The sequence below is a fragment of the Candidatus Photobacterium acropomis genome (genome assembly GCF_030685555.1).
Lineage (GTDB): Bacteria > Pseudomonadota > Gammaproteobacteria > Enterobacterales > Vibrionaceae > Photobacterium > Photobacterium lucens.
Window position 1 is genome coordinate 627739 of sequence record NZ_CP131609.1, and the last position, 21813, is coordinate 649551.

Annotated in this window: 22 protein-coding genes; 9 read left to right on the forward strand and 13 right to left on the reverse strand. The window is 43.6% G+C overall.

Annotated features, from left to right (window positions below):
* Positions 1-4: 4 nt before the first annotated feature.
* Complete coding sequence (gene rfaD / locus Q7657_RS09580) at positions 5-949, reverse strand: ADP-glyceromanno-heptose 6-epimerase (protein ID WP_107166702.1); 945 nt, start codon at positions 947-949, stop codon at positions 5-7.
* A gap of 114 nt (positions 950-1063) precedes the next feature.
* On the opposite strand from rfaD, the gene Q7657_RS09585 reads away from it, so the two are divergent.
* Complete coding sequence (locus tag Q7657_RS09585; protein ID WP_053987464.1) at positions 1064-1708, forward strand: TetR/AcrR family transcriptional regulator; 645 nt, start codon at positions 1064-1066, stop codon at positions 1706-1708.
* Positions 1709-1788: 80 nt separating this feature from the next.
* On the opposite strand, the gene envC is transcribed toward Q7657_RS09585, so the two are convergent.
* Together envC and gpmM are read right to left on the reverse strand one after the other, a co-directional pair.
* On the reverse strand, positions 1789-3084 hold the full coding sequence (gene envC, locus Q7657_RS09590; protein WP_181319883.1) for a murein hydrolase activator EnvC: 1296 nt from the start codon (positions 3082-3084) through the stop codon (positions 1789-1791).
* A gap of 8 nt (positions 3085-3092) precedes the next feature.
* The gene (gene gpmM / locus Q7657_RS09595; protein WP_107166701.1) at positions 3093-4634 is read right to left on the reverse strand and encodes a 2,3-bisphosphoglycerate-independent phosphoglycerate mutase; all 1542 of its coding nucleotides are present in this window, start codon (positions 4632-4634) and stop codon (positions 3093-3095) included.
* Between the two features lie 418 nt (positions 4635-5052).
* Here gpmM and Q7657_RS09600 point away from each other — a divergent pair, with 418 nt between their 5' ends.
* The 4 genes from Q7657_RS09600 to cysE all read left to right on the forward strand — a co-directional run bounded on the left by Q7657_RS09600 (position 5053) and on the right by cysE (position 8083).
* Positions 5053-5493: a rhodanese-like domain-containing protein gene (locus Q7657_RS09600; protein WP_107166700.1), complete on the forward strand. Its 441-nt coding sequence runs from the start codon at positions 5053-5055 to the stop codon at positions 5491-5493.
* Positions 5494-5614: 121 nt separating this feature from the next.
* Positions 5615-6076: a protein-export chaperone SecB gene (secB, locus tag Q7657_RS09605; RefSeq protein ID WP_053987468.1), complete on the forward strand. Its 462-nt coding sequence runs from the start codon at positions 5615-5617 to the stop codon at positions 6074-6076.
* Positions 6077-6093: 17 nt separating this feature from the next.
* Positions 6094-7110, forward strand: coding sequence for an NAD(P)H-dependent glycerol-3-phosphate dehydrogenase (gene gpsA, locus Q7657_RS09610; protein WP_008988162.1), 1017 nt, complete (start codon positions 6094-6096; stop codon positions 7108-7110).
* 151 nt (positions 7111-7261) lie between these two features.
* The gene (cysE, locus tag Q7657_RS09615) at positions 7262-8083 is read left to right on the forward strand and encodes a serine O-acetyltransferase (RefSeq protein ID WP_008988161.1); all 822 of its coding nucleotides are present in this window, start codon (positions 7262-7264) and stop codon (positions 8081-8083) included.
* 59 nt (positions 8084-8142) lie between these two features.
* Here the strand turns inward: cysE and Q7657_RS09620 are convergent, their stop codons facing one another.
* Entirely contained in the window at positions 8143-8607 is a 465-nt protein-coding gene (locus Q7657_RS09620) for a tRNA (cytidine(34)-2'-O)-methyltransferase (protein WP_008988160.1), read from the reverse strand.
* Positions 8608-8787: 180 nt separating this feature from the next.
* On the opposite strand from Q7657_RS09620, the gene Q7657_RS09625 reads away from it, so the two are divergent.
* Positions 8788-10398 (forward strand): sensor domain-containing diguanylate cyclase, encoded by a 1611-nt coding sequence (locus Q7657_RS09625; RefSeq protein ID WP_107166699.1) that lies wholly within the window; start codon positions 8788-8790, stop codon positions 10396-10398.
* Between the two features lies 1 nt (position 10399).
* Here the strand turns inward: Q7657_RS09625 and cpxA are convergent, their stop codons facing one another.
* Positions 10400-11779, reverse strand: a complete 1380-nt coding sequence (cpxA, locus tag Q7657_RS09630; RefSeq protein ID WP_107166698.1) for an envelope stress sensor histidine kinase CpxA — start codon at positions 11777-11779, stop codon at positions 10400-10402.
* Positions 11779-12471, reverse strand: coding sequence for a response regulator (locus Q7657_RS09635; RefSeq protein ID WP_107166697.1), 693 nt, complete (start codon positions 12469-12471; stop codon positions 11779-11781). Before Q7657_RS09635 ends, cpxA begins: the two co-directional genes overlap by 1 nt.
* A gap of 197 nt (positions 12472-12668) precedes the next feature.
* On the opposite strand from Q7657_RS09635, the gene Q7657_RS09640 reads away from it, so the two are divergent.
* Both Q7657_RS09640 and pfkA read left to right on the forward strand, forming a co-directional pair.
* The gene (locus tag Q7657_RS09640) at positions 12669-13136 is read left to right on the forward strand and encodes a CpxP family protein (protein WP_107166696.1); all 468 of its coding nucleotides are present in this window, start codon (positions 12669-12671) and stop codon (positions 13134-13136) included.
* A 469-nt stretch (positions 13137-13605) separates the two neighbouring features.
* Complete coding sequence (gene pfkA / locus Q7657_RS09645; RefSeq protein WP_053987473.1) at positions 13606-14568, forward strand: 6-phosphofructokinase; 963 nt, start codon at positions 13606-13608, stop codon at positions 14566-14568.
* 149 nt (positions 14569-14717) lie between these two features.
* Here the strand turns inward: pfkA and tpiA are convergent, their stop codons facing one another.
* The 6 genes from tpiA to glpK form a co-directional block, all read right to left on the reverse strand.
* A complete protein-coding gene (gene tpiA / locus Q7657_RS09650; RefSeq protein WP_008988154.1) occupies positions 14718-15488 on the reverse strand; it encodes a triose-phosphate isomerase in 771 nt (256 codons plus the stop codon).
* Positions 15489-15671: 183 nt separating this feature from the next.
* Positions 15672-16010 (reverse strand): DUF3135 domain-containing protein, encoded by a 339-nt coding sequence (locus Q7657_RS09655; RefSeq protein ID WP_107166695.1) that lies wholly within the window; start codon positions 16008-16010, stop codon positions 15672-15674.
* 140 nt (positions 16011-16150) lie between these two features.
* Positions 16151-16894, reverse strand: a complete 744-nt coding sequence (locus Q7657_RS09660) for a ferredoxin--NADP reductase (protein ID WP_107166694.1) — start codon at positions 16892-16894, stop codon at positions 16151-16153.
* Between the two features lie 9 nt (positions 16895-16903).
* A complete protein-coding gene (locus tag Q7657_RS09665; protein ID WP_023933811.1) occupies positions 16904-17524 on the reverse strand; it encodes a helix-turn-helix transcriptional regulator in 621 nt (206 codons plus the stop codon).
* A 164-nt stretch (positions 17525-17688) separates the two neighbouring features.
* Positions 17689-18696, reverse strand: a complete 1008-nt coding sequence (gene glpX / locus Q7657_RS09670; protein ID WP_107166693.1) for a class II fructose-bisphosphatase — start codon at positions 18694-18696, stop codon at positions 17689-17691.
* A gap of 162 nt (positions 18697-18858) precedes the next feature.
* On the reverse strand, positions 18859-20382 hold the full coding sequence (gene glpK, locus Q7657_RS09675; RefSeq protein ID WP_107166692.1) for a glycerol kinase GlpK: 1524 nt from the start codon (positions 20380-20382) through the stop codon (positions 18859-18861).
* Positions 20383-20928: 546 nt separating this feature from the next.
* On the opposite strand from glpK, the gene zapB reads away from it, so the two are divergent.
* Entirely contained in the window at positions 20929-21171 is a 243-nt protein-coding gene (zapB, locus tag Q7657_RS09680; protein ID WP_008988148.1) for a cell division protein ZapB, read from the forward strand.
* Positions 21172-21271: 100 nt separating this feature from the next.
* Here zapB and rraA read toward each other — a convergent pair whose 3' ends face one another.
* Positions 21272-21757, reverse strand: a complete 486-nt coding sequence (gene rraA / locus Q7657_RS09685; RefSeq protein ID WP_008988147.1) for a ribonuclease E activity regulator RraA — start codon at positions 21755-21757, stop codon at positions 21272-21274.
* Between the last annotated feature and the right edge of the window lie 56 nt (positions 21758-21813).

Genomic DNA, 21813 nt, shown 5'->3' on the forward strand with positions numbered 1-21813 from the left:
GTTATTATTTATTTAAAATAGCCATGTATTCAGCAACGCCTTCGGCTACTGATTTAAACGGTTCAGGGTAACCTGCTGCACGTACTTTGGTGAGATCGGCTTGTGTATAAGCTTGGTAGCGCCCTTTTAAGTGCTCAGGGAATGGAACCGACTCTACCTCACCTTTACCGTGGAATTTTACGACAGCATCAGCGACAGCTTGGAAAGACTCAGCGTTGCCTGTACCGCAGTTAAAAATGCCTGATACGCCATTTTCTAGGAACCATAGGTTCATTTTGCAAACGTCACCAACATAGACGAAATCACGTTTGAAGCCCTCAGATCCTTCAAACAGTTTAGGGTTACTGCCAGCGTTGATTTGGCTGTTGAGATGGAAAGCGACAGAAGCCATGCTGCCTTTGTGTTGCTCACGAGGACCATATACGTTGAAGTAACGGAAACCAGTGATCTGAGAGAGTTTCTCGCCATGTGCTTCAGCATCTTGCCAAATACGGCGTACGTAGTTATCAAATTGCTGTTTTGAGTAACCGTAGACGTTTAGCGCACCTTCATAAGGCTTTTCTTCAATGAAGTCATGATCTCGGCCACCATAGGTTGCGGCAGAAGAGGCGTAGAGGAATGGAATTTCACGCTCTAAACAATAATGTAATAGCTCTTTTGAGTATTCATAGTTGTTTAGCATCATGTATTTACCGTCCCATTCAGTGGTTGCAGAGCAAGCACCTTCATGGAAGATAGCATCAATGTGACCAAACTCATCACCTGCCATGATTTGGGTGATAAAGTCTTCTTTATCCATGTAATCAGCAATATCTAAATCGACAAGATTAGCAAACTTAGTGCCGTCTTTGAGGTTATCCACCACTAAAATATCGTTACAACCTTGCTCGTTGAGGGCTTTTACGATGTTGCTGCCGATCATACCGGCGCCGCCAGTCACAATTATCATGGGAGAAATCCTTCATTGATGAAATAACGGCTTGTAGTTATAGAGCGACAAGCCAAAAAAACGTTAACTTATGATAACATTATATGCAGCAGAAGGGCGAAGGAAGTCAATGAAATGAAAACCCGAGACAGAATTATTCATGCGGCATTAGCGTTATTTAACGACAATGGTGAGCCAAACGTAACAACCAACCATATTGCTGCTGATTTAGCGATAAGTCCGGGTAACCTTTACTATCACTTTCGCAATAAAGAGCAAATTATTCATAGCATTTTCGATTTGTATGCAACGGATTTGCAAGTGAGTTTTCAACCTCGCAGTGAAGCAGAAAGTACAGAAAGCTTGTTGAGTTACTTAGATGCGATGTTTTTACTGATGTGGCGTTATCGCTTCTTTTACGCCAACTTACCGGATATTTTGCGTCGTGATCCCGAGTTGCAACAGAAGTACCTTGCTGCACAGGTACAGTTACGCAGTAATATTGCGGTGTTGATGCAGAGCTTAAAAGAAGGTGGTCTGGTTGATATTGATGATGACGATCTAAAAACCTTAGCCGATACTTTATTGATGGTGGCATCGAGTTGGATCAGTTATCAAACCACGCAGGTTGTTGGTGCGAAAATTACGCCAACCGTGATTTATAAAGGCGTGATCCAAATATTGAATATTGTGAGGCCGTTAGCGACACCAATGGGACGTGAGCGTGTTGAAGGACTAAAGCAGTACTATAAGCAAAAAGAGCAGCAAGCAGATCGTTAAGGTTGCCCGAAAATAACCGTTAATAAAAAAGGTTGGGATAGTGATATCGCCAACCTTTTTTGTTTATGTTGATATTGCGCTTAGTTCAGCCAAGGTTTTGGATTGATTGGCTGACCTTTCCGGCGGATTTCAAAGTAGAGGCTAGGCTGCTCCTGACCACCACTGTCACCCACAAGGGCAATAGGCTCACCGGCTTGAACCGTATCACCGACTTTTTTCAGTAGGGTTTGGTTGTAGCCATAGAAACTCATGTCACCTTTACCGTGATCGATACCGATCATCAAACCGTAGCCTCGTAGCCAATCCGCAAAGATGATCCGACCTGAGTATATTGCTCGAACCTGACTGCCGAGTGGCTTACTAAATACCATGCCTTTCCAATGCAACTGCCCACGCTGCAGTGAGCCATAGTTATGCAGGATAGGTCCTTTAACTGGCCAATACAGTTTGCCTTTATGACGAGCAAGGCCATCCATCGGCACACGTGCATTTTGGCTGGCATATTGGCGATCAATCTCACGGGCTTCAGCTTCTGCTGCTGCGCGCTCTTTGGCTTCTTTCGCCGCTTTAATTCGAGCTTCTGCTGCTGCTTTTTCACGGGCAATACGTGCCGCTTCTTCACGGGCACGGCGCTCTGCTTCTGCTTTGGCTTTGGCAATTGCCGTAATCATGCGTTTTTCGTTGGCTTGTAGCTCAGCAAGATCTTCATTATCACTGGCGATCTGCTTTTTGATCGTTGTCAGCGTTTGCTGACGTGATTGCTGTTGTTGATCGAGCGTTTGTTTTTGCTGTTTAAGCGTATTGAGTGCTTGTTGTTGCTCTGTTTTTTGCTCTTTAAGCTCATGCACTTTCATTTGAATTTCAGTTTGCGTGGCATCGAGGGCGTCAATGGCTTCGACACGAGCTTTACTGATGTGCTCTGCATAGGTGGTCATGCGATCAAGACGAGTTGAATCTTCACCGCTAAGGAGGCTGGCGATATCACTGTCTTGGCCTTGACGATACTGAGCATTGAGTAGGGAAGCGACAACTGCCTTTTGTTGCTGTTGCTTTTGCTCTAGTGCTGCTTGTTCCTTGTTTAATTTATCAATCGAACGCTTAATGGTGGCTAATTGATTGTTAGTCGCATGAATATTATTTGCTGCTTTGGCAATGTTCAGTTCGTGTTTTTTTAACTCTTGTTGCAAGCCATCGAATTTCTTTTGCTTGCTTGCCAGTTGACTTTTTTGACGTGAGATTTCCTGTTTTACGCCGTCGAGCTGGTTTTGACTGGACGCTGCACATGGAACGGCAAATGCCATGCATAGTAAAGCGCCAGTGCATAATGCACTGGCGCGGATTTTTTTGTTTAGATGTTTTCTAATCATATCTCGCATGGAGATAATTATTTCAGATTGTATAGCACCTGACCAGACATCTCTGCAGGGATTTCCATATCTGTTAGTGAAAGCATCGTTGGTGCAAGATCTGACAGCTTACCACCAGACTTAAGCTCTAAGTCTTTACCACCTACGTAAATCAGTGGTACTGGTAGGTTAGTGTGCGCAGTGTGGATACCGCCGGTTGCCGGATCAACCATCATTTCTGCGTTACCGTGGTCAGCCGTGATTAATAGTTGACCGTCAGCTTCTTTGATTGCAGCGACTACTTTACCTAGGCAAGTATCTAGTGCTTCACAAGCTTTTACTGCTGCATCGTAAACACCTGTGTGACCAACCATATCACCGTTAGGGTAGTTACAGATGATCATGTCAAATTCACCGCCTTTGATTGCTGCAACAAGCTTTTCAGTTAGCTCTGGTGCGCTCATTTCAGGTTGTAGATCGTAAGTTGCTACTTTTGGTGAAGCAACAAGCTGGCGTGATTCACCGTCAAACTCATTTTCAACACCACCGTTGAAGAAGAAAGTAACGTGTGCGTATTTCTCTGTTTCAGAGATACGTAGCTGCTTTTTGCCTTTCTTCGATAGCCACTCACCTAGCGTGTTATCTAGGCTTGCAGGTGGGAATGCTGTTGTTAGCTCAATGTCTGCAGCGTATTGCGTTAGCATTACGAAATCAGATAGTTGAGGGAACTGTGCACGCTCAAATGCAGTGAAGCTTGGCTCGAATGCACGGGTGATTTCACGAGCACGGTCAGCACGGTAGTTCATGAAAATAACGCTATCGCCATCTTCCATGATTGCTGCTTCTTGGCCTTCAGCACGGATTTCTGTTGCTTTAACGAATTCATCGTTTTCGTCACGCTCGTAAGCTGCCGCTAGACCATCAACCGCGTTTGCTACTGTGTATTCAGCTTTAGCTGCAGTTAGTAGGTTGTATGCTTGTTCAACGCGATCCCAGTTGTTATCGCGGTCCATAGCGTAGTAACGACCGATAAGAGAAGCAGTACGACCTTTACCTAGTTTTTCAAATAGCTCATTGAAACGAACTAGTGAATTTTTCGCGCTACGAGGTGGAGTATCACGACCATCTAGGAATGCGTGAAGGTAGATCTTCTCTGCACCACGTTTTGCTGCCATTTCAATGGCTGCAGCAATGTGATCTTCGTGGCTGTGTACGCCACCTGGAGATAGAAGACCTAAGATATGAACCGCTTTACCTGCGTTTACTGCTTTATCGATAGCAGAAACCAGTGCCGCGTTTTCGAAGAATTCACCGTCGCTGATCGCTTTAGTGATACGAGTAAGATCTTGGTATACCACACGACCAGCACCAATGTTGGTGTGACCTACTTCAGAGTTACCCATTTGACCATCTGGTAGGCCAACATCGATACCTGAAGCTGAAATTAGGGTATTAGGACTATGAGCTAGTAGCTCATCCATTACTGGCGTATTAGCGTTAGCAATAGCGTTATCCGCATTATCTTCGCGGTAGCCCCAACCATCTAGAATAACAAGTGCAAGTGGTTTCTTCGCAGACATGTCCTGTCCCTCTTCGAATAAAATAAATCTATATCAATTGCCTTAAATGCCTAATTCAGAGGCAGATCTAAGGTAATTGCAATATCCTTTGACGTAATTTTACTACAGAACTTAGGTGAAACTGTAGGAGAAGATCAAACTAAGCGTCGAACGTATTGTGACCTATTCGACAAAATATATGCATTTATTGTCTCGAGTGTAAGTCCTAGATCACAGTTTTTTTCTATTTCATTAATAGGTAAGGCTGTGATTAGCTTTTATACTGAGGCGTGCGCTGACTTATTTACGTCAACAAGTGAGTTGAAGCGCGGAATCAATACCGTGTGCTGTACATGACAGGTAACAACGGTATACTCAAAATCTTTTAAAAATCCCGTTAATCTTGGTTGCGAGTCAGCCATGAAGCAGAGCGAAGCAAATGCAACAATATATTGATTTTTTTACAAGTAATCCGATTTTATCTTTAGTGTGGGTGGGTTTAGTTGTTGCCATCATTGGTTCAATGGTGAAAGAAAAAACAGCAACTTACAAAGTCATTGGCATTAATGATGCGACAGTATTAGTAAACCGTGAAGAGGGTGTATTTGTTGATATTCGCTCTCGTGATGAATACCGTAAAGGTCATATTGCGGGCTCACTTCACGCTTTACCAAGCCAAATTAAAGAACAAAACCTTGGTGAGCTTGAAAAACATAAATCAGCCCCAATTATAGTGGTATGTAAGACAGGTCAAACTGCACAAACAGCGGCAGATGACCTAAGTAAAGCAGGCTTTACTAACGTTAACGTTCTAAAAGATGGCTTAATTGCATGGAACGAAGCGAATTTACCGCTAGTAAAAAGCAAAGGTAAAAAGTAAGTCGCACATATTTTGCGGTAGGGTAAACACGCTGCCGCTATTTATTTAATACAGCCTGTGGTTAGCACGATGGCTGGCGTATTCAATCTCGTATTGACGAGTATAAAAAAGGACTCCGGAAATGGCTGAAGCAGCAAATACAGAAGCACAACAAAACTTCCAAATTCAACGTATCTTCCTAAAAGACGTTTCTTTTGAAGCGCCAAACTCACCTGACATGTTCCAAAAAGAATGGAACCCAGATGTGAAATTAGATCTTGATACTCAAAGCCGTGAACTAGCTGAAGGTGTTTACGAAGTTGTGCTTCGTCTAACTGTGACAGTTAAGAACGCAGAAGAAAATGCATTCCTATGTGAAGTACAACAAGGTGGTATTTTCACTGTTGCAGGTATGGAAGCGCCACAACTAGCACATTGTCTAGGTGCGTTCTGTCCAAATATCCTATTCCCATACGCTCGTGAAACTATCTCAAGCTTAGTGGTTAAAGGTACGTTCCCACAATTGAACCTAGCACCAGTTAACTTTGATGCGTTGTTCATGAACTACCTACAAAACCAAGCTGAAGCAAACGCAGAAGCTTAATAAGCAAAGTAACAATTATGACTAAGAACGCGAATAATACGATTTCAATGGCCGTGCTGGGTGCAGGATCCTACGGTACCGCACTGGCGATTGCACTATCTCGAAATGGCGCAAACGTCATTTTGTGGGGCCATGAGCCTGAGCACATGGCACAGTTGGAAATTGATCGTGCCAATGAAGCGTTTCTTCCTGGTGTGCGCTTTCCTGATTCATTGATTGTAACGTCAAACTTACAAGATGCAGTGGAAGGCAGTCGTGACATCCTTGTTGTAGTACCAAGTCATGTTTTTGGTATGGTGTTATCGCAAGTTAAACCGTTCCTACGTTCTGATTCTCGTATCTGTTGGGCAACCAAAGGGCTTGAACCTGAAACTGGGCGTTTACTAAAAGATGTTGCGGTTGATGCGTTAGGCAGTGATGTACCGCTTGCGGTGTTATCAGGGCCAACATTTGCGCAAGAGTTGGCTGCGGGTTTACCAACTGCGATTTCAGTTGCCTCTCCTGATGCTGAATTTGTTGCCGATCTTCAAGAAAAAATTCATTGTGATAAAACCTTTAGGGTGTATAGCAACAATGACTTTATCGGCATGCAATTAGGTGGCGCAGTGAAAAATGTTATCGCCATTGGTGCGGGTATGTCTGATGGTATTGGCTTTGGTGCTAATGCGCGTACAGCGTTAATTACTCGTGGTCTTGCTGAAATGTGCCGCCTTGGTGCCGCCTTAGGTGCACAGCCTGAAACTTTTATGGGCATGGCTGGCCTTGGCGATCTTGTGCTGACATGTACAGATAACCAATCACGTAACCGTCGATTTGGTTTAGCATTAGGTGCTGGTAAAAGCGTTGAGCAAGCACAGCAAGATATTGGTCAAGTTGTTGAAGGGTATCGTAATACCAAAGAAGTTTGGCAATTAGCGAAACGTAACGGTGTTGAGATGCCAATCACTGAGCAAATTTACCAAGTTCTTTATCAAGGTAAAGATGCCCGTGAAGCGGCTAAAGAATTGTTAGCACGCGAGAAAAAATACGAATAACAGCAAGATATCAAAGGTAAGTGCCTTATTATCTACTGTTTCAATAACGCGAGCCTCGGCTCGCGTTGTTTTTTTTTGCAATCAGGTTAAAGTAATACCTGACCAATTAAGTATAGTTATAAATAGAATACATTAAGTAGCAGAGGGTGACGTGAAGCAATGTCAACAACACCAGCTTTGGCAAGCGATCAAGCAGGAAGCACGCGAGCAGTCAGAGCATGAACCTATGCTGGCGAGTTTTTATCACGCCACCATTATTAAGCATGATGATTTAGCCTCTGCATTGAGTTATATCTTAGCCAACAAATTAGCCACACCATCAATGCCAGCGATGGCTGTGCGAGAAGTGATTGAAGAAGCCTTTGCCAGTGATTGTAATATTGTTGAAGCGGCTTCTTGTGATATTCGTGCTGTCGTTGAGCGCGATCCGGCGATTGAAATGTATTCTATCCCACTACTGTATTTAAAAGGTTGCCATGCGCTACAGGGCTACCGTGTTGCAAACTGGTTATGGAAACAAGATCGAAAAGCATTAGCTGTGTATCTACAAAACCAAATCTCAGTCGCGTGTCAGGTGGATGTGCATCCGGCAGCGAAAATTGGCCGAGGGATCATGTTTGACCATGCAACGGGAATTGTGATCGGCGAAACTGCCGTGGTTGAAAACGATGTCTCGATTTTGCAAGACGTGACGCTGGGTGGTACTGGTAAAGAAGGCGGTGATCGTCACCCGAAAATTCGTGAAGGTGTGATGATTGGTGCTGGTGCGAAAGTGCTGGGTAATATTGAAGTGGGCGAAGGGGCGAAAATTGGTTCTTGCTCTGTGGTATTAAATCCAGTGCCTGCGCATACCACTGTTGCAGGTATTCCAGCAAAAGTGGTGGGTCGACCAAGTACTGATAAGCCATCAATGGATATGGATCAGCAATTTAATGGCTCATCCCAAACCTTCACGCAAGGTGATGGTATTTGACGATATTGCTTGAAACACAAGATTTGAAAAAGGCGATCATTTGATCGCCTTTTTTGTTTTTATACCGCGCCGTTAAAGCCCATTTGACGCCATGCTTCAAATGAAATGATAGCGACTGCATTTGATAGGTTGAGGCTACGGCTATCTGGTTGCATTGGAATACGTAAGCGCTGTTCAAGCGGAAGGCTGGCAATGAACTCAGCTGGCAAGCCACGGGTTTCAGGGCCAAATAACAGCACATCACCTTGTTCGAACTTTGCGTTAGTATGGAAGTTGGTGGTTTTTGTCGTGCAGGCAAAAATACGACGACCTTGCATTGCTTCCATGAAAGCGGCGAAGTCTTTATGGCGATGGACATGGGCTAAATCATGGTAGTCCAATCCGGCACGACGCACTTTCTTTTCATCAAGATCAAAACCTAATGGCTCAATTAAGTGCAAGTTTGCGCCACAGTTGGCACTTAGACGAATAATATTGCCAGTATTTGGGGCAATTTCTGGTTCATATAACGCAATATCAAACATAGCTCATCGCTTCATTAACGCAAAAGATAGTGCATTGTGACAAGCACAGCTCGAACAAGCAAACTGAGAATAATAAAGGTTATTGTTAATAACGATAAAATTAATTGTTGTGATTTTTGTATCGCTATTAGGCATACTCGGCAGCCTTTTTTTGCTTATGTGTAATTTACCTTTCTTGCTATGAAAAATCTGACTATTGCTGAATACAAGTTTTTCTTTGTCCGCTTTACGTTGATATTTTTATTATTGTTGACGGTGTTTATATCGATTTTTTATTTTGATTCACAATCTGATCTTGAGCGACGTAAAAGCAATATTCAAGTGCAGCAAAAAGCATTATTGGTAGGTAAGAAAAACTATATTCAAGTGGTTATAGGCTCTGTGGTGAGAGAAACCGCGTTGCTTTCCGATATTGCGATTAACCATGAAATATTTCGGGTGATGGCATTGGAAAATAAGGCTGAAAAGGCGTTATTACTTGCCCGTTTTTCAGAAGCATTAAAATCGGTCAGTCAACGAAAAGAGATCTACGATCAAATGCGTTATCTCGATTTAGAGGGTAATGAAGTCGTTCGCGTCAATTTTAACGATGGTCGAGCTTTGATTGTGCCGCCGAATGGATTGCAGCAGAAAAGGCATCGCTATTATTTTAAAGAAGCCGCTAAATTGCAGCATAAGGGTATTTACATCTCGCCACTGGATTTAAATATTGAACATGGTGCTATCGAAGTGCCTTATAAACCGATGATCCGTTTATCTTCTCCGGTATTTGATAAAAAGGGTAATAAACAAGGGATTGTGATCATCAACTATTTAGCCAAGTATTTAATGGAAGGGCTAGGTTTATTCAATCTTAATAGTGGGACTAACTATATGTTAGTCAACAGTGATGGGTATTTTCTGTATAACAATTTATACCCTGAAAAAGAATTCGCCTTTATGTTTGCTGGTAAAAAGGATCAAACGATTTATCAGCAGTTCCCTGAATTGGAAGTACCAATCCAAGCAATGCAGTCGGGGCAAATAGAGACGTCGAAAGGCGTGATGACCATTGAATCTGTGGGGGCGGTTGGGCGGGTTAATCCTTACTGTTTTCAGGAATATCATGTAACGGAAAATAATTCGACGGCGTGGAAGCTAATTTCTTTTGTTGCTTTTGATAAACGCGGTGACTTCATTAAGGCGATCGAACATCATCAAACCTTGGTGTATATCGCGATTATTTTGAGTTTAGTTTTATCTTATTGGTTTGCCCGTTATCAATTAAAAGAGCATATCAATAACCAACGGATCAATGTGCTAGCGCATCATGATGGTTTAACTGAGCTTGTTAATCGCATGGCCTTTGTAAACCAAGCCAATTTGATGCTTGAAAGCTGTATGCATGATGAAAAATCAGCGTGTTTGCTCTATATCGATTTAGATGATTTTAAGCCAATCAATGATCAATATGGTCATGCGACTGGAGATAAGGTGCTGATCCACATGGCATCGATAATGCGTAAAGTGTTTGGCAAACAGGCATTGTTGGCGCGTTTAGGTGGGGATGAATTTGCGGTGTTGCTATCTTCAGCGAAACATTTAGAAAGCCCTGAGCAATATGCGGCTTCGTTGCAACAACTGTTAGGCTGCCCTTTTGAAGTTGCACCTGATACATATATTCATATCCACTCAAGCATTGGTGGGTGTTGCTTCAATGGTGAAGTCACACTTGAAGAGCTGATGCACCAAGCAGATATGGCAATGTATCAGGCGAAACGTAAAGGTAAAAATCAAGCCTGTTTTATCTAGTTTAACGACATAACGGCAGTGTAATCGTGATATTTAACCCGCCAATTGGACTTTGTTTTGCTTCAATGGTACCGCGATGCTGGCGGATAGCGCTTTCTGTAATGGCAAGCCCTAACCCTGTACCGCCACTATCACGATCGCGGGCAGTGGAAACGCGATAAAAGGGGCGGAAAATATCGTCTAATTCGGCTTCAGGCACGCCTTCACCATTATCGTCAATGGTAATGGTGAGCAGGTGTTGCTGCACTGAAAAATGGAGTTCAATGATGTTATTGCCATATTTGATCGCGTTACGAATAACGTTCTCAAGGGCGCTGATCAATAGGTTTGGATTACCTGTGATAGGCCAATCTTGCAGTGTGTTATAACGCAACGTTTTATGGCATTGCTCGGCTTCAAATTTCGCATCCTCTAGCATTTCATACCATAACGTATGGCAATCAAGTTGCTCGTTTTGTTGATGGCTATTTACCTGCATACGCGAGAGCTCTAATAACTCACCAATCATGGTTTCTAGTCGCTCTGCTTCGGTATCGATTCGGCTTAATTCTTTACTGCTCCCTTGCTTGCGTTGGGCAAGCGCTGTTGCCATGCGCAAGCGAGTAAGAGGAGAGCGAAGCTCATGGGAGATATCAGACAGTAAACGCTGTTGCCCACTGATCATGGTATTTAATGCCCCAACCATTTGATTAAAGCTCGCACCGGCTTGTTTGAATTCGCGAGGTCCGGTTTCTAAGTTAGGATCAGCGGTAAATTCCCCTTGTGCGACACGCTCTGCGGCATCTTGTAACCGTCTGGCTGGACGGGTGACAGCCCATGCTAGCCATAATAAAAATGGGGTGCTGACCAGCATGGTAACTAGCAGCAATTTAAAGGGTTTATCTAATATTTGAATGATAAATGGTGGTGCACCTCGCCACACGGTGCCGTTATACATATAGATATCACCGTTGGGGGTGTTGACAGCAAAAGGACCTGCCATCATCCAGCGACCGTAAAGGCGCTGTTTAGGTGACGCAGGATTATCTGACACCGTAATAAAGTTTCGTAGTGCTTTAGTATGTTTTTGTGGTGCGATGATATCGCCATCAATCGTGGTGAAGTAGATTTGATCATCATGGCTGTCTCGACGCTTGGTTAAGCGGCGGATTTTCTGATCAAAAGACAAGCGTTTAAAATTATCATGACGTGGATAGGTGAGCGCTTGAGAAACATTATCGGCGGTGTTTTCCAACCGCTTTAAGTGTGGCTCGGGGATCGCTTGCCCGCTACGAGGGTCGAGTTGAAATAGCAGTACAATCGTTACTACGACCACAAATAACGTGAACCAAAAGATAGCAAAGATACGGCCGTATAGACTGGTGATCCCCGGAAATTTCATTAGGCTTCCTCTACCAATAAGTAACCTTTTCCACGCAGTGTTTTGATCCTCGGTTTGCCATCGACACGCTCGGGAAGTTTTTTACGAATGTTAGACACATGCATATCGATAGCGCGATCAAACTGGGCTAGGCGTTTTCCAAGCACTTCTAAACTTAAGGTTTCTTTAGCGACAATTTGCCCTGGGTGTTGAACAAAATAGCTCAGCAGCGCAAGCTCTGTGCCTGTCATTTCAATCGCTTGATCATGGCAAAACACTTCTTGTCGACCGGGATAAATAACAATGTCTTGATAGGTTAACTTATCCGCTTTATTGGCTGCTTTATCATTATTACCTTGGGTACGACGCAGTACTGCACGCATACGTGCCAATAGTTCACGATCACTGAACGGTTTAGGCAGATAATCATCAGCACCGAGCTCTAACCCTAGTACGCGATCAATTTCATCACCTTTAGCTGTGAGCATCATTACTGGGGTGGTGTGGGATTCTCGCAGGCGGCGGAGCATTTCAGTACCGTTCATCACTGGCATCATGACATCAAGCAAAATGAGATCGATGCTGCTATCAACCTTTTCTAATCCTTGTTGACCATTATTGGCTTCAACCACGTCAAAGCCTTCTAACTCTAAGATATCTTTTAATAATGCGGTGAGTTCAACGTCATCATCGACCAGTAAAATTTTCGCCATGTGTCATCCTATGAGAGATAGAAATGCAGATTAGATAATGAGGCTAGTATCGCTAATGTCAGCCTTAACGCCAAGTTTCCCTGTAATAGCTTTACTTAGCTTTACGTTTACTCGACAGCGCTTTACTTGCTAGCCGTTATGATTACTACCAAGCAAACGGCATAGCTTGCCGCACCCTAATAGCTGGAGAGATAAGCATGAAGATGTTCAAGAAAACAATGATGATGGCGATTGCAGTACCAATGGTGTTAGGTTCAATGTCAGCATTTGCCGCACCGGGCTCTCATGAAATGAAAGGGCATCATGGTGAGCGTAGTCTTTTTAAACAGTTAGAGCTAACTGATGCACAAAAGTCTGAAATGAAGGCACTGCGTGAGCACAATCGTGAAACGATGAAAAAAGATCGCCTAGCCAATCGCAGCGAAATGCAGGCGGATCATAAAGCATTAGAAAAATTGGTACTGGCTGATAATTTTGATGAGCAAGCGGTACGCCAACTAGTTGAGCAAATGTCAGAGAAACAAGCTGAGCATCGTGTTGAGCGATTAAAACAACGCCATCAAATGCTGAATATTTTAACTCCTGCGCAAAAAGTGAAATTTGCTGAATTAAAACAACAGCAAGCTGAAAAACACTTTATGAAGCTTGAGAAAAAAGCGCACTGAGTATTTGATTTCAATATATAAAATAAAAAAGCCATAACATCTGTTATGGCTTTTTTTTGATTTTCAGCGCAAGTGATCATGCTTTCATAAAAAAATCATCATGACGATCGTATTTTCTCGTAGGTTTTGTTATTAATTGTCACCATAAAACGGCTATACTGCGTGATATTGAACACAGCATAGGCATTTGGATCAGCAAGTACACGAATAAAAACGGACTGATAATGTAGTAATGTCAGTTGAAAATGAAAGAGATAACGTTAGTTTGTGTGTAAAAATAAGCTTGTTGGAATCCCAGCCTTGCGTGATATGAATCAACAAAATTTTTTATCAAAATTGTAATACTCCTACATAAGTAGGAAAGTTTCAGTTTTTACACGTACAACCTATCGCGTGTAGTATCGAGTTGGGGAACCTCGGTATATCGTGTCGGATTTGATTTTTCAATTCCCAAAGTCAGAGGGTAACCATGATTAAGAAGATTGGTGTTTTGACCAGTGGTGGTGACGCACCTGGTATGAATGCAGCGGTTCGCGGCGTAGTTCGTGCAGCGTTGACTGAAGGTCTAGAAGTTTACGGTATTTATGATGGCTACCAAGGTCTTTATAACAACTGTATCGAAAAGCTAGATCGTAAAAGTGTATCTGATGTGATCAACAAAGGCGGTACATTCCTAGGCTCTGCGCGTTTTCCTGAATTCCGTGAAGTGGAAGTTCGTGAAAAAGCGATTGAGAACCTAAAACTGCACGGCATTGACGCGTTAGTAGTAATTGGTGGTGACGGTTCATACATGGGTGCGAAGAAGTTAACTGAGATGGGTTACCCATGTATCGGTCTTCCTGGCACTATCGATAATGACGTTGCAGGTACTGATTACACTATCGGTTACATGACTGCAATGAACACAGTTATCGATGCGATCGACCGTTTACGTGATACATCATCTTCACACCAACGTATCTCTATCGTAGAAGTGATGGGTCGCCACTGTGGTGATCTAACGCTAATGTCTGCGATTGCTGGTGGTTGTGAGTACATCATCACACCTGAAACTGGCCTAGATAAAGAAAAACTACTTAAGCATATCCACGAAGGTATTGCGAAAGGTAAGAAACACGCAATTATCGCTATTACTGAGCTGATGACTGACGTGAATGAACTAGCTAAGTACATTGAAAAAGAAACGGGTCGTGAGACTCGTGCAACAGTACTTGGTCACATTCAACGTGGTGGTCAACCAACAGCGTTTGACCGCGTACTAGCATCTCGCATGGGTGCATACGCAGTCGAACTTCTTCAGCAAGGTGAAGGTGGTCGTTGTGTGGGTATTCAGTGTGAAAAACTGGTTCACCACGACATCATTGATGCGATTGAAAATATGCGTCGCCCAGTACGTAACGATCTATACGAATTAGCTGAGAAGCTGTTCTAATAGACGCACCTACTGTGTGATAAAAAAGAAAAGGTCGATAATTATCGGCCTTTTTTATTGCCTGAAATCAGCAATATATAGGATTTATTTGCTGGTAAAAACAAAAAGGCCACCCGTAGGTGACCTCTTAGGCTAATCAACAAGAATGATTAGTTTTTCGCTTCAGCTGCTGCTTTAGCGATAGCTGCAAAGCTTTCAGCATCAAGTGCTGCGCCACCAACTAGAGCACCGTCGATGTCTGGTTGTGCGAAGTATGCTGCTGCGTTTTCAGGCTTAACAGAACCGCCGTATTGGATAACAACGTTCTTCGCTACTTCTTCGCTCTTCTCAGCGATGTGAGCACGGATAGCAGCGTGGATGCGTTGTGCATCATCAGCAGTTGCTGCTTTACCAGTACCGATAGCCCAGATTGGTTCGTAAGCGATGATTGCACCGTTTAGTGCTTCAACACCTTGAGTATTGATAACAGCGTCGATTTGACGAGCACATACAGCAACAGTTTCGCCTGCTTCGTTTTGTGCTTCTGACTCACCGATACATAGTACAGGAGTTAGGCCGTTTTCTTTTAGGAATGCGAATTTCTTAGCTACGAACTCGTCTGATTCGTTGTGGTATTCACGACGCTCAGAGTGACCGATGATGATGTGGCTAGCACCGAATTCTTTAAGCATTGCAGGAGAGATATCACCTGTGAATGCACCGTTGTTGTGTAGATCAACGTTTTGTGAGCCTAGGATGATTTTGCTGTTAGCTTTGCTTAGTAGCTGCTCTGCTAGATCCAAGTACATTACTGGTGGAGCGATGGCTACATCAACACCTTCAACACCGTTAAGTGCTGCATCAAGACCTTTGATAAGGCCAGAGACCATTTCCTTGCTACCGTTTAGCTTCCAGTTACCCATAACCACAGGATGGCGCATAGCTTTTCTCCAAATTTAAATGATGTAATTAACTTAACTTGATTTAGTAAAAATATACCAAGAATGGTTCATTTTTACTGTCCAAAATCATTAATGAGCTCGGTTGTACCTTTTTCAAGGCAAAAAGTGAACTCATAATTTCAAATTATTTCAAAATATAGTTAATTTCTTGCGAGAGCCGCTTTAAAGAGAGCTTTTATCTGCATTATCTAATTGTTTTGGATGGGAAGAGATAGGGGTGATCACTGCGTTTTCTTGGGCGCTAGGTTGTTGGAGGGTTTGGGCGAAACGAGCAAGTTGGCGTTGCAATTCATCACGCAGCAACATGGTGGTATGGAGGGGATTTTTACCACGGCTGATGATTAAGTCGATGTGGCTTTGTTGCGCTTTAAGGCGTGGCTGCATACCGTTATTGGCTTGATTAATGGTTTCTTCAATTAATTGTTGGCGTAGTTGTTCAAACTTTTCTGGATCGTCTTGTGCCAACTTTGCCAGCTCATCAAAATCAGGTAGCGTTTCCATAACTCACTCCGTAAGTGCAACTCCTTTCATTATATCGGAGGATACGCATTGCGGTGTCTTAGGGGTGAGAATGATAGGAGATGCGCATATTTTTATGCGTAAATATCTCCTATCTGATACAGGTTTATAACGATAATTTATTACCAGTAATGCTCCATAGTAATTTGCCCGGGTTTGCGGCGTAAGTTCTTTATAAACCCTCGCGCTTCGAGTGCTTGCTTGGTGTCACGAACCATTTCTGGATTACCACAGATCATGATTTGGCTCTGCTCTGGTTGTAATATCAGGCCGACATGGCGTTCAAGTTGCCCATCAGCTATGGCTTGAGGGATTCGTCCGGTTAAACACAGAGGTGAAGGCTCTCGGCTAACAAAAGGCTGCACAATAAGCTGATCACCGTATTGTTGTTTGAGTTGAGTGATTTCTGCTTGATAGCTGAGATCGGTAGCGAAGCGTACCGCATGAATGAGGACTATTTTGCGAAAACGATGCCAGACATCGCCTTGGCGTAGAATCGATAGATAAGGGCCAATTGCAGTACCTGTTGCCAGTAACCAAAGATGATCCCCTTGTGGCACTTCATCTAAGGTAAAGAAGCCATTGGCACGGGCTGAAATAAATACAGTATCGCCAGCGGTTAATGCATGTAATCGCGGTGAGAGTAGCCCTTCGCTTACCCGAGTGGCATAAATATCTATTACTGGCTGTTGAGGAGGGTTAACAAACGAATAGGCCCGTTGGATCATTTGCCCATCAATTTCTAAACCGAGCTTGGTAAATTGCCCGGCTTTGAAGGGTTCAATGTTTGCCTGTAGTGACAAACTGAATAAGTCTTTATTCCAATGGCGATTTGCAATAACTTGAGCAGGAATCCAATCAGCCATAATGGCCTCCTAATTCGATAATGTTATTCGATAAGTGCAGCGCCGTTGACCTGAGATAATATGCTCTTGACGTTCAATACTGACGTCATCTCCCAATAACCGTTGAAAGACAGTCAGCTCCGATTGGCATAATGTTGGGCAATGCTGTGCTGCTCGACAAATAGGACAGTGGTTCTCAACTAAGGTGTAGCCATTTTCGGTGGTGATAAGCTCTGCCATATACCCGTCTTGAGCACGTAATTGGGCAAGGCGTGCAAGCTTGTCGTCGAGATTTTCACACGACGATAGTGCTTGTTGATAATGTAAATAGGTCTGTTGTTCGCGTTTTGCTATTACTTGATCAAGACCGGCTTTACCAAACAGATCTTCCACTGACTCTAACATATGTACGGCTAAATCATGGTGGCGATCAGCAAAGCGTCGATGCCCTTTCTCTGTTAGCTGCCAGTGTCTGGTTGGACGACCGACTTTGACTTTTACATCGGTAAAATCCACTAACCCATCTTCTTCTAAACCTTGTAAATGCTGGCGGATACCCATGGTGGTGAGCTCAAACTTTTCAGCAAGCACTTTGGCTGTGACAGGTCCTTCACTTTTTAGGTGATAGAGAATTTTTTCGATGGTTTTCATAGCTACCTACATACTTATCTTTCTAGGTATTATGGGATCAGCTTATTAAATAAAGCAATCACTTTACAATTCTAATGATTGGTGAGGATTTCGCTTCTTAGCATTGAGATAAGGGGGAGAAAAAGCGCACCGAAGTACGCTTTTTAACAGAGTAAGAAGTGCGATTAGATAATGTGAGGCTTCACAACATCATCTTTACGATCGAGGTAGTGTGTCGATTTAATGCGACGGATAGTACGGCATTGACCTCGGATCAGCAGGGTTTCTGTGGTTGCGATATTGCCTTGACGGTGAATGCCTTCAAGTAAATCGCCTTTGGTAATCCCTGTTCCAGCGAAAATTACGTTATCGCTTTTTGCCATGTCTTCGATGCGAAGTAGGGTACGAGGCTCGATCCCCATTTCATGGCAGCGACGAATTTCCATTTCTCCTAATTGGCGATTTTCTTCATTATCACCTTTCACTTCATGGCGAGGAAGCAGGCGAGCTTGCATATCACCACCAAGGGCACGGATAGCGGCCGCTGATACGACACCTTCTGGTGCGCCACCAATACAGTACATCACGTCAACTTCGCTATCTGGCATACACGTTAAGATAGATGCCGCAACATCGCCATCAGGCACAGCAAAAACGCGAACGCCCATGTTTTGCATTTGTTTAATAACATCATCGTGGCGAGGCTTAGCTAGGGTGATCACAACGAGATCTTGCAGTGATTTACCTAGAGCTTGGGCAATGGCTGTTAGGTTATCTGCTAATGGTTTATCAAGATCAATCACGCCTTTAGCACAAGGGCCGACAACTAACTTTTCCATGTACATGTCAGGGGCTTTTAGAAAGCTGCCTTTTTCACCAGCAGCCAGCACCGCAAGGGCATTGTTTTGACCCATTGCCGTCATGCGAGTGCCTTCAATCGGATCGACTGCAATATCGACCTCGTCACCGCCAAAACCGACTTTTTCACCAATGTAGAGCATTGGCGCTTCATCAATCTCACCTTCACCAATTACGATTTCGCCACTGATCTCCGTTTGGTTGAGAAGGATGCGCATTACTTCAACGGCTGCGTTGTCTGCAGCGTTTTTATCACCACGGCCCAGCCATTTGTGGCCAGCAAGAGCAGCGCCTTCCGTAACACGTGAAAATGCCATTGCTAAATCGCGTTTCATGAGAACTCCAGATATAAAATCGAGTAGGTAATTAAACTAGGCGGAGTTTACCACAAGCGTTAGTGAAACGATTGCGCAAAATACATCAAGCTTAGTTTCAATGATCTTAGTGGTATTTAAATGAGAAAGCCGACACGGAAGTATCGGCTTGGTGGTAAGGGGTTAATCAATGTTGGCTTCTTCATCGAGTGCCCAGCCTTTGGCACACTCTACCGCGCGTTGCCAGCCACGGTAACGATGCTGACGTTTAGCCTCATCTTGGCAAGGAATAAATTGGCGATCGAGCTGAGCTTTATGCTGCAATTCATCAATGCTTTGCCAAAAGCCAATCGCGAGCCCTGCAAGGTAAGCAGCACCTAATGCTGTCACTTCGGTGACTACTGGACGATGGACTTCGGTAGCAAGAATATCGGCTTGGAATTGCATTAAGAAGTTATTTGCGACTGCGCCACCGTCAACGTATAAGGTATCCAGTGCAATATTTGAGTCTGCTTGCATGGCATCTAAAACATCACGGGTTTGATAAGCAATGCTTTCCAATGTAGCGCGAATGATATGGTTAGCATTGACACCTCGGGTTAAACCGACAATGGTGCCGCGCGCATAAGGATCCCAATAAGGCGCACCTAAACCGGTAAAGGCTGGCACAATGTAAACCCCATTGGCAGAGCCTACTTTAAGCGCTAAGGCTTCTGATTCACTGGCATCATGCAGCAGTTTCATCTCATCACGGAGCCATTGAATGGATGCGCCACCCATAAATACTGCACCTTCTAAGGCGTAAGCGACATCGCCTTTAGGACCACAGGCTAACGTGGTAAGCAAGCCGTGCTCTGAGCTGACTTTTTCTTTGCCAGTATTCATCAATAAAAAGCAGCCTGTACCGTAGGTGTTTTTGGCTTGACCGGGAGAGACACACATTTGTCCAAATAGTGCGGCTTGTTGATCGCCTGCGATACCTGCAATGGGAATACGTGTACCACCTTTACCACCGATATTGGTTTTACCGTAGACTTCTGATGAGGGCTTCACTTTCGGCATCATCGATAGCGGGATGTTTAAGCTATCGAGTAAATGTAGATCCCACTCAAGGCTATTGATGTTAAATAGCATGGTGCGTGACGCATTGGTGTAATCGGTAACATGGACACGACCTTGGGTCATTTTCCAAATTAGCCAAGTATCAACAGTACCGAATAGAAGATTGCCCGCTTCTGCTTGCTCACGAGCGCCTGCAACGTTATCAAGGATCCATTTGATTTTGGTACCTGAGAAGTAAGGGTCGATCACAAGCCCGGTATTGTCTCGCACGTAATCTTCTAGCCCTTGCTCTTTTAGCTCTTTGCAGATCTCTGCCGTTCGGCGGCATTGCCACACAATGGCGTTATAAACGGGCTTACCGGTTTTCTTATTCCAGACAATGGTGGTTTCACGTTGGTTGGTGATACCAATGGCTGCCACCTGATCTGTTTGAATACCCGCGTGGGCTAACGCTTCGGTCATGGTGGAGTATTGTGTCGCATAAACTTCCAGAGGATCGTGCTCAACCCAACCTGCCTTAGGGTAGATTTGGCTAAATTCTCGCTGTGATGAACAAATGATATTTGCATCATGATCCAGGACCACAGTTCGTGAGCTGGTGGTGCCTTGATCCAGTGCAATAATATACTTTCGTTCAGTCGTCATGGTGGGATCCTTGCTGTGTATTCTTGTTATTACTAACTATAAAGATAGCTGTATTGTTAAAGCGTTACGCGTTTATCAACAATTGCAAATTAGTCAAAAGATGAGGATTTTAAATCATTCAGGCAAAGGAGCGTAAGCGGAAAGCGAACCATTGTCGCAGACCTATGATGATAAAAATCGCGTGATAAGTGAGATTGGGTCTAAACAGTGTGCACAAATTACGATATAAATAGAGTGCAGGATATGTGATGACACGATGACGTGCTCATTAGTCATTTTTTGACAGGGAATAATGCAAGAAAAGGAAAGATAACCCATTAAAAAATGAACTTCTCACTTTATTTGGTTGTCTCAGTGGACGAATATGTCGGTCCACTTTGCAAAAATCATATCAGACTTGTGTGATTTTCATCCGTTTGCCTAAAAGCATTAGAATTGTGGATGCCAGATACTCGTTGCCTCGCTAGAATAGGCAAGAATGAATTTAACCCGCTCGTAGGCACTTAATGATTAATGCTGCATACGGGCTTAGATCAGGTAAACAATATGTCTCTTGAAATGTTAGAACAACTAGAAGCCAAAGTTCAGATGGCAATTGATACAATTTCTATCCTACAAATGGAAATTGACGAACTAAAAGAAAAGAATGAAAACCTAGCGATGGAAGCACAAGAGCTACGTAACGGTCGCCAAGGTCTAGCTGAAGAAAATGACAAACTACGTAACGATCACAATGCATGGCAAGAGCGCGTTCGCACACTGCTTGGCAAAATGGAACACGTAGAATAATACTGATTTCAGTTTATCTGTTTCGGTTTTCGGCTTGGTATGTTGTTTTCAGGAACGACAACATACCGGGCCGTAATTTTATCTAGCGGTTGATAATCGATTAGTCGATATCTAATGGCTCTGGTGAAAGAATAACGCCAGTGTTATCAGCATAGATATGATCTTCTGGTAAGAAGGTCACGCCACCAAAGTTCACAGCAACATCCACTTCTCCAATATCACGCTGATCGGCACCAACTGGGATAGAGGCTAAGGCTTGGATGCCCAAATCTAACTCATCAAGCTCATCAACATGGCGAACACAGCCGTAGACAATCAAGCCTTCCCATTCATTTTCTTGTGCCAGATGGGCTAAATCAATATCGATTAATGCACGGCGCAGAGAGCCGCCACCATCGACTAATAACACACGACCAGCCCCCGGTTGCTCTAATACTTCGCGGATAACCCCGTTATCTTCAAAGCATTTGACCGTAGTAATTTGTCCGCCAAAGGAGCTGCGGCCACCGTAAGAGCTGAACATGGGTTCAACGACATCAACTTGTTCGAGATAGATATCACACAGTTCAGAAGTATTGTATTCCATAAGCGGGCTTCTTATTTGACGAAGTAAAATGAATGAAAATTAACAAGGCCCATTGT